The sequence below is a fragment of the Corallococcus exercitus genome, from assembly GCF_003611585.1.
GTDB lineage: Bacteria > Myxococcota > Myxococcia > Myxococcales > Myxococcaceae > Corallococcus > Corallococcus exercitus.
Map to the genome: position 1 here is coordinate 1 of NZ_RAVW01000422.1, position 8,362 is coordinate 8,362.

The 8,362-nt window shown below is 72.1% G+C and carries 8 protein-coding genes and 1 pseudogene; 6 read left to right on the forward strand and 3 right to left on the reverse strand.

The features are described from left to right. Nucleotides 1–204: 204 nt before the first annotated feature. From D7W79_RS34440 to D7W79_RS34465, 6 genes are all read left to right on the forward strand, one after another. The gene (locus tag D7W79_RS34440; protein ID WP_120529572.1) at nucleotides 205–624 is read left to right on the forward strand and encodes a hypothetical protein; all 420 of its coding nucleotides are present in this window, start codon (nucleotides 205–207) and stop codon (nucleotides 622–624) included. Between the two features lie 104 nt (nucleotides 625–728). Continuing rightward, the gene (locus tag D7W79_RS34445; protein WP_120529573.1) at nucleotides 729–2,102 is read left to right on the forward strand and encodes a zinc-regulated TonB-dependent outer membrane receptor; all 1,374 of its coding nucleotides are present in this window, start codon (nucleotides 729–731) and stop codon (nucleotides 2,100–2,102) included. A gap of 22 nt (nucleotides 2,103–2,124) precedes the next feature. Then, nucleotides 2,125–3,048 (forward strand): metal ABC transporter substrate-binding protein, encoded by a 924-nt coding sequence (locus D7W79_RS34450; protein WP_120529578.1) that lies wholly within the window; start codon nucleotides 2,125–2,127, stop codon nucleotides 3,046–3,048. A 4-nt stretch (nucleotides 3,049–3,052) separates the two neighbouring features. Then, on the forward strand, nucleotides 3,053–3,916 hold the full coding sequence (locus D7W79_RS34455) for a hypothetical protein (protein ID WP_120529574.1): 864 nt from the start codon (nucleotides 3,053–3,055) through the stop codon (nucleotides 3,914–3,916). A gap of 43 nt (nucleotides 3,917–3,959) precedes the next feature. Continuing rightward, complete coding sequence (locus tag D7W79_RS34460) at nucleotides 3,960–4,724, forward strand: metal ABC transporter ATP-binding protein (RefSeq protein WP_208729917.1); 765 nt, start codon at nucleotides 3,960–3,962, stop codon at nucleotides 4,722–4,724. After that, nucleotides 4,705–5,577: a metal ABC transporter permease gene (locus D7W79_RS34465; RefSeq protein ID WP_120529575.1), complete on the forward strand. Its 873-nt coding sequence runs from the start codon at nucleotides 4,705–4,707 to the stop codon at nucleotides 5,575–5,577. Before D7W79_RS34460 ends, D7W79_RS34465 begins: the two co-directional genes overlap by 20 nt. Nucleotides 5,578–5,605: 28 nt before the next feature. Here D7W79_RS34465 and D7W79_RS34470 read toward each other — a convergent pair whose 3' ends face one another. From D7W79_RS34470 to D7W79_RS34480, 3 genes and pseudogenes are all read right to left on the reverse strand, one after another. Further along, on the reverse strand, nucleotides 5,606–6,154 hold the full coding sequence (locus tag D7W79_RS34470; RefSeq protein WP_120529576.1) for an isochorismatase family protein: 549 nt from the start codon (nucleotides 6,152–6,154) through the stop codon (nucleotides 5,606–5,608). 72 nt (nucleotides 6,155–6,226) lie between these two features. Beyond that, complete coding sequence (locus D7W79_RS34475; protein ID WP_120529577.1) at nucleotides 6,227–7,966, reverse strand: hypothetical protein; 1,740 nt, start codon at nucleotides 7,964–7,966, stop codon at nucleotides 6,227–6,229. A gap of 9 nt (nucleotides 7,967–7,975) precedes the next feature. Continuing rightward, nucleotides 7,976–8,362: pseudogene (locus tag D7W79_RS34480) on the reverse strand (hypothetical protein); the annotation flags it as partial.

Genomic DNA, 8,362 nt, shown 5'->3' on the forward strand with positions numbered 1-8,362 from the left:
AGACAGGGAGGGAGGCACGGGCGGCGGAACTCCTGGCGCGGGGACGGTGACGGTGGAGCACATCCAACCTAACCGATGCGGCCAGGAGGGACGTCCGGAATGAAAACAACCCGTCCGTGTCAGACACACCCGTCGGTAAGATGGATGCACCCTGCCTGCCTTGACACTCCCGGGGGGCGACAGTAAGCCAGCCGGGACCCTCTGATGCTCTCGCGCGCCCACACCCTTGCCCGCCTTACCGCGATGCTGCTCGTCGCGCTCTGGGGTGCCCAGCCGCTGGGTCTGGCGCTGCACGTGGAGCAGCACGCGCACCGGTTCTGTCCGCAGCACCAGACGTTCGAAGAGGACGCGCGGCGCGCGAACCCGGCGCTGTCCCGCTTCACCGAGCGCGCCCCCATCATCGCGTCCGTCCCGCCCGCGGTGGCGGATGCGACGGGCCTCAACCACGAGACGTGCCCGCTGCTCACGGTCGCCCCGCAGGTGGAGGCCCTCCAGGGCGCGGACGTCGCTTCCGATTCCGCGCGCGTGGAGAGCCAGCACCCGGCCACCGCGCCGCCCCGCTCGTTCGCGCCGCTCGCCGTCCTCGCCATCGCGCCCAAGGCCTCGCCTCCGACGCACGCGTAGTGCCCAGCGTGTCGTGTCCGTGAAGCAGGTCATCAGGTCGACGGTCGTCGTGGGGCACGCATGCGCATGCTCCCCGGCCGGCCGGTTACGAGGAGCCATCATCCGTGTCATCCCTTCCGCGCAGGAATCCCCGCGCCCTCGCCGTCGTGCTCGCCGCGCAGCTGTCCGCGTCCACCGCCTGGGCCCAGCAGTCATCGCCCCCGTCCACCGCGTCTCCCCCTCCAGCTGAGTCCCCTGCCCCGGCCCAGGCCGCACCCGCCGAGGACGCTCCGGCGCTGAGCCCGGAGGAGATGGAGGAGATTGAGAAGGCGCTGGGCACGGACACGAGCACGCGCGCGCGTCCATCCGGCGACACGTCCCCGGCGTCGCCCACCGCGACGAACGACTCCGGCGTGACGCCGCTCAAGCTGCCCAACGCCATCTCCGGCGGGACCAACTTCCTCAACCTGAGCTTCATCCTGGACATGGCGCTGGCGGCCTTCTCCAACAAGGAGCCCCTGCAGGGCGGCGCGCACGACCCCACGCAGAACGGCTTCAACCTCCAGCAGCTGGAGCTGTCCGTCGGCTCCGTGGTCGACCCGTACTTCCGCTTCGACAGCAACCTCGTCTTCAGCCAGTTCGGCGTGGAGATTGAAGAGGCGTACGTCACCACGCTGGACCTGCCGGCAAACCTCCAGGTGCGCGCGGGCCAGTTCCTCACCCGCTTCGGCCGGATCAACGCCACGCACCCGCACGCCTGGGACTTCGTGGATCAGCCCTTCATCATGACCCGCTACTTCGGGGCGGAGGGCAACCGCGGGCTGGGCGTGGAGGGCTCATGGCTCACGCCGCTGCCCTGGTTCGTGGAGGTGGTGGGCAGCGCCACGGACGCGAGGGGTGAGGCCACCGCACGCAGCTTCTTCGGCGGCGACGACGAGCGCGTGCTGTCGCCGCTGGACTTCCAGCTCACCGGCGCGGTGAAGCAGTTCTTCCCGCTGTCGGACGACCTGTCGCTGCTGTGGGGCCTGTCCGCCGCCACGGGCCCCAACGCCACGGGCTACCGCAACTACACCAGCATCTACGGCACGGACGTCTACCTGAAGTTCCGGCCCATCACGTCGCAGAGCGCGCAGCAGCTGGTGTTCCAGGCGGAGGTGCTCTACCGCCGCCGCCAGGCCCCGGAGGACGTGCTGTCGGACTGGGGCGGCTACGCGCAGACGGTGTGGCGCTTCTCCAACCGCTGGGCCACGGGCCTGCGCTACGAGTTCGGCTCGGCCGCGAAGACGCAGGAGGGCCGCGTCGCGAATGATCCGCTCGACCCCGAGTGGATCTCCGACCGCCAGCGCATCACCGCGGAGCTGACGTTCTGGCCTACGGAGTTCTCCCGCCTGCGCCTGCAGGCCGCCACGGACCGCGTGGGCTGGCGCGCGTCGCCGGACTACTCGGCCTTCCTCGCCCTTGAAGTCGTGACCGGCGCCCACGGTGCCCATGCTTTCTGACCTCTTCTTCCGGAGCCCTTCCATGCGTTCCCTTCGCCTGTTCGCGGCCGTGTGCGCCGCCGTCGTCAGCCTCACCGCCGTTCCCGCTCGCGCGGAGCTGAAGGTCGTCGCCACCCTCCCGGACCTGGCCGCGCTGGCCAGGGCCGTGGGCGGGGACAAGGCGGACGTCACCGCGCTCGCGCTGTCCACGCAGGACCCGCACTTCGTGGACGCCAAGCCGAACCTGGCGCTCGCGCTCAACCGCGCGGACCTGCTCATCGCCGCGGGCCTGGACCTGGAGATCGGCTGGCTGCCCACGCTCCAGCTGGGTGCGCGCAACAACCGCATCCAGACGGGCAACCCGGGCTACCTGGACGCGTCGCGCTCCGTGAACCTCCAGGAGGTGCCCACGGCGCAGGTGGACCGCAGCCAGGGCGACGTGCACCCCGGCGGCAACCCGCACTACCTCTATGATCCGCGGCAGGCGGTGCTGGTGGCGGGCGCCATCGAGGCGCGCATGTCGCAACTGGATGCGAAGAACGCCGCCACCTACAAGGCCAACCTCGCGAAGTTCACGCAGGAGGTGCGGACGGCGCAGGCGGGCTGGGAGAAGCGGCTCGCGGGCCTCAAGGGCGTGCCCGTCATCGCGTACCACCGCACGACGGCGTACCTGCAGGATTGGCTGGGCTTCAACACCCTCGCGTACCTGGAGCCCAAGCCGGGCATCCCGCCGAACCCGTCCCATGTCGCGCAGGTGCTGGCGAAGGGCAAGGCGAGCAACGTGAAGCTGGTGGTCCGGGAGGACTACTACCCGGACAACATCGCGAAGCTCGTGGCGTCGAAGATTCCCGCCGCGCTCGTCACCCTGCCTGGAGGCACCGACTTCCGCTCCAGCCAGACGTACGTGCAGCGCATGGAGCTGATGGTGAGCCGGCTGGAGCAGGGCCTCGCCGGGAAGGGGCAGTGACGCCATGAGGCGCTTCTCTTCCAAGGCATGGTTGCTCCCCGTCGCGCTCGTGTCCGGGTGCGCGTTCGACGCGGGTGAGGGCTTCGCGGTGCTGGAGCCCTCCGTCGAGGCCGCGTACACGCCGCTGTCCGACCGCAACGCGGGCGACGGCTACCAGGCGCTCGCCTCCGACTTCCAGCTGCGCATGGACACCGGCACGGTGAGCCTGGGCAGCATCGATCTGCTGGCCAGCTCCGGCGGAGGCGGCGGCACGACGTTCGACCCGTCCTCCCCGCCGCCGGGCTACACGCTGTGCCACAACGGGCACTGCCACAGCGACTCCGGGGCGCTCGTGGACTACGAGGACATCGAGGCGGAGCTGGGCGGGGGTGGCGGCAGCAGCACCACCACCGTGGCCAACCTCCCGGTGGACGCGGAGCTGGACCTGCTGTCGCCCGCGACGCGCGACCTCACCTGTGAGCCCGCGTGCGAGCTGGGAAAGACGGCGCTGTCGCGCGGGCGCTGGTCAGTCACCGGTCTGCGGATGACGGGCAGCGTGCGCGATGGCCGCGTCCCGGCGCGCTTCGCGGGGGCCCTGCCCTTCCGCCTCGCGGCGACGGCGTCGGGCGCGGAGGCCACGCCAGTAGCGGTGCTCACTGGCGACCTGGACGTGCCGTCCGACCGTGAGAACGCGCCGCGCGTGGCGCTGGGCCTGAAGCTCGAGCTGACGCCGGCCCTCTTCGACGCGGTGGACTGGTCCGCCGCGACGCCGGGCTCCGACGGCGTGGTGGACCTGGACGCGCCCGTGAACGCGGCGGTGCGCGCCGCGCTGCTGGAGAAGGTGGCCGCACTGAGTCCCACCGCGGAGGTGAACCGTGGCTCACGGTGATCACGAGACAGAGCTGGACCGGGGACACCGCGCCGCGGTGCCAGTGGAGCCGGGCGAGCCGCTGCTCAAGTGCGAGCAGCTCGTCATCGGCTACGGGGGCAAGGACATCCTTCCGCCCATGGACCTGGTGGTGCGCCGCCGCCAGTTCGTGGCGGTGGTGGGCCGCAACGGCTCCGGCAAGAGCACCTGGTTCAAGACGCTGCTGGGGCTCATCCCTCCGGTGTCCGGCCGCATCACCCTGGCCGGGCCGAACATCCGCAGCGCGTACGTGCCGCAGATGTCGGCCATCGACTCGCTGCTGCCCGTGCACGCGCGGGAGCTGACCAGCTGGGGGCGGCTGTCCGGGTGGAACTTCCTGCGGCCCTTCCCCAGCAAGGCGGACCGCCAGAAGGTAGAGGCGGCGCTCGACACCGCGGGCGCGCGCGGCATCGCGAAGCGGCCCTTCCGCGACCTGTCCGGCGGCGAGAAGCAGCGCGCGCTGCTGGCGCGGGTCATCGCCACGGAAGCGGACGTGGTGCTGCTGGATGAACCCACCGCCGCGATGGATGCCGTGGCGGAGAAGCAGACGATGCTGCGGTTGTGCGCGCTCGCGCATGACCGGGGACTGGGCGTGGTGGTGGTGAGCCACGACATGTCCGTCGCCGCCGAGCACGCCGACGTCATCCTCTTCGTGGACCGCGAGCACCGCTGCTTCGTCATGGGCGACGCCCGCACCGTGTTCTGCCATCCCGCCTTCCGCCGCCAGTACGGCGACGACTACTGCCACAGCGCGCCCCAGGGACCCCACCGTGGAAACAACCCTGCTTGAGCCCTCGAAGTGGGAACAGTTCCAGGCGGGCTGGGAGCTGTTCCGCGACCCCATCCTCTGCGCGCTCATCGCCGGATGCGTGCTGGGCTTCCTCAGCGTCTACGTCGTGCTGCGGCGCATGGTGTTCGTCAGCGCGGCGGTGACGAACACCGCGGGCCTGGGCGTGGCGCTGGCCTTCTTCGCGGAGATCCACCTGGGCGTGCACGTGGATCCGCTGATTGGCGCGGTGGTGCTGTCGGTGGCGGCCACGCTGCTGCTGATGGTGGAGCCCGCGAGGCTGCGGCTGTCCCGAGAGAGCCTGCTGGGGTGCGCGTTCGCCTTCGCGGGCGGCGCGGCCATCCTGGTGGGCGACCGCATCGCGCAGGAGGCGCACGACATCCAGGGCATCCTCTTCGGCACCGCGGTGCTGGTGACGCCGGATCAACTCCAGGCGGTGGCGGTGGCGGGCGCGGTGCTGATGGTGCTGCACCTGTGGTGGTTCCGGGGCATCGCCTTCGTGAGCTTCGACCGCGTCGGCGCCACCGTGCAGGGGCTGCCCGTGAAGATGCTGGACACGGTGTTGATGGTGTCCATCGGCATCATGGTGGGCGTGTGCGCGCGAGCCCTGGGCGCCCTGCCCGTCTTCGCGTTCTCCACGCTGTCGGCCATCGCCGCGCTGGTGCTGGACCTGCGGTTGCCGTGGACCTTCTTCACGGCGACCGTGCTGGGCGGCATCGCGGGCGCGGGCGGGTACCTGTTCGCGTACTTCTACGACTTCCCGGTGGGCGGTTCGCAGACCGTCCTGTCCGGGGTGCTGGTGCTGTTGATGATGCTCGTGCGCCTGGTGCAGGTGCCCTTCAAGCGCAGGGCGTGAGCGGCTGCTCCGCCGTCGTCCTTTTGTTTCAGCGGACGGCGGCGGACACCTTCTTGAACTCGGGCGTACCCGCGCGGCCCAGCATGTCGAACAGGGCCGACTCCACCGTGAGGATGCGGGCGCCCGCGTCGCGGCACAGCTCCAGCCCCACGCGGCGGTCCTCCTCCGAGCGGGACAGCACGGCGTCCGCGAGGAGGCACGGCTCCCGGCCGCTGTCCGCCAGGTCGCGCGCCGTCTGGAACACGCAGATGTGCGCCTCCATGCCGGTGATCAGCACCTGCTTGCGGTCCCCCAGCACGGCGAGCACGTCCGGCGTGGCGGCGGAGAACTCAATCTTCTCCAGCGGCTTGAAGTCCCCCAGGCGCAGCTTGAGGAGCGAGTGCGTGCGGCCCAGCCCCTGCGGGTACTGCTCCGTGACGATGACGGGCAGGCCCAGGGCCCGTGCGCCTTCGACGGCGGCGCCGGTGCGCGCGAGCATGCGGTCCAGGGCGTCCCGGTCCATCGCGGCGCACAGGCGCTCCTGGATGTCGACGACGAGCAGCGCGGCCTGCTCGGGCTTCAGGCGGAATGACGGCATGGGCGGCTCCTTGGAGGATGGCCCCTAGTGACGCGAACGCCGCGCGTCCGTCAAGCACGGCGGCGTGCACGCTCAGCCGCCATGAACGGTCCAGGTCGATTGCCCGCCCTGCGGTGCGGGCGCGGTGTCCACCGCTGCGTCGGGCACCCTCCGGAGCGCGGCGCGGCCCCGGCCCCGATGGGCCGCGAAGCCTCTCGCGCGTTGCAGGCCCGGCAGGTGCGGATCCGCGTCGCGCCACAGGTCCAGCACCACGGCGAAGTCGTGCGCCGCCTCGGACATGCACTCGCAGGCGACGTGGGCCTCCGCGACCAGCAGCATGCAGTGGCCACAGCCGGGCCGCTCCCCTGCCCTCTCCAACGCCAGTTCCAGGGCCTTCTCCTCGCGGCCGGAGCGCAGGCGCACGCGGGCCAGCGTCTCACGGGGTGGGCGGCAGAAGAGCGCGGGGCCTACGGGGCGAAGACGGCGCTCCAGGCGCAGCGCTCGCGTGAGCGTGGCCTCCGCGCGGCCGGAGTCGCCCCGGCGCGCATCCAGCGTGCCCCTCAGCTCCTGCGCGGCCACCTCCACCGTGCGCGCCACATCGCGAGGGCACAGGGCGCGGCCTTCTGAACGCGGCGCCTCCGACAGGGTGAGCACCAGCGCATCCAGGTTGCCGCACGCGCGCTCCACGTCGCCCAGCCGTCCTGTCTCCAGGGCACAGACGCCTCGCGCGTACAGGCGCACGGCGTCGCGCAGGCCGGCTTCCGCGACGGTGGCTTTGTCACCCAGCTCCATGGGGACCTCCGCCGCCGCGCGGCTGAAGCCGAAGCGCAGGTGCGCGGCGACGAGCGTCGTGGCGGCGAAGAGCACCGCCTGCGGCTGACCTCCCGAGGCCTCCACACGCTGACGCAGCTTGCGGGCCCAGGCCTGCGCGCCCCGGTACTGCCCCACCTCCGCGCAGCCTTCGCTGAGCAGGCGCAGGGCGGTGTCCGCGCTCGGCGCGACCTCCAGCGGCAGCGACTCCCGAGCGAGGTACGCATCGTCCACCGTCACCGCGGCCTCCAGGATGCGGTTCGCCTCCGCCGCCCGGCCCACGCGCAGCAGCAACCGTCCGGCGGCGAGCAACGCGGGGCTCCCGGCGGGCACGAGCGACGGAAGCAGCTCCGCGCTCTCCAGCGCCGTCTCCGGCCGGGCGCTGGGCAGCCACGCCTGCACCCAGGCCACGTGCGCGCCCGCGTGGTGCGGGTGCGTGCGCAGCAGGTCGCGCAGGAGGAGCTGCGCATAGGGCTGTCCCTGCCCGGGACGTCCGTCGGATTCGTACCCGTCCAGCAGGAAGCCCGCGAGCAGCAGGCGCGGCTCGGGCTCCTGGGGGAAGCGGTCGATGAGGCACTCCATCTCGCGCACGAAGGCGTGTCTGCCATTGGCGGGCCCCTTGTCCGCGAGGAGGCTGGCCGCGACGACCAGCCGCTGCTCCACGTCGGTGGCGCCCTCCGCCAGCGTCAGCGCCTTGCGGATGGCCTCCGCGCGGTCCGCGGTGAAGCGCTGCCCCACGCCTCGCGCGAGCGCGAGCCCCCACCACGCCATGGCGAGCGACGGATCCTGACGCGCGGCCTCCGCGAAGGCGCGCCGGGCCTCCAGCGCCCAGCCCAGGTGCAGCAGGCGCAGGCCCTGATCAAAGTACGCCTGCGCCAGGGGAACCCGGGTCGTCACGCACAGGTGTGCATCCCCCAGTCCGTCTTGCAGCGGCGGCGTGGGAAGGGCTTCGTCCGGCAGGTCCTCCCACGCGACGTGGGCATGGACGGACGGGGCATCGGCTCTGAACAGACGTGCCAGCATGGTGTCCTCTCACGCTCCGGTCATCGGAGCGACATGGTGTTGCACCGAGGCGTCGGTCGCGCGCACGCGCACGGCCAGCCGCCTCCAGGCGATGGAGAGTTCTTCCGCGGGGATGGGGGAGGTCTTGCGCCGCGCCGCCAGACACTCGCGCCGCCAGGCCAGGCCCACGTCGCGGGCCACCCACGCCTCGTACTCCGCGAGCCAGTCCGCCAGCAGCGCGAGCCCCGCCCGCGCCGCCCTGCGCTCCGGCCCCGTGGCCGCGTCCCGCCGGACGCCCACGTCCTCCACGCGGAAGGCATTGCCGCGCGCGCCCTCCACCCACCGGGGCGTGAAGCCGTCGCGCGGCACGAAGATGGCGGCGCCGCACACGTCACACAGCGTGCCGAAGCCCCACAG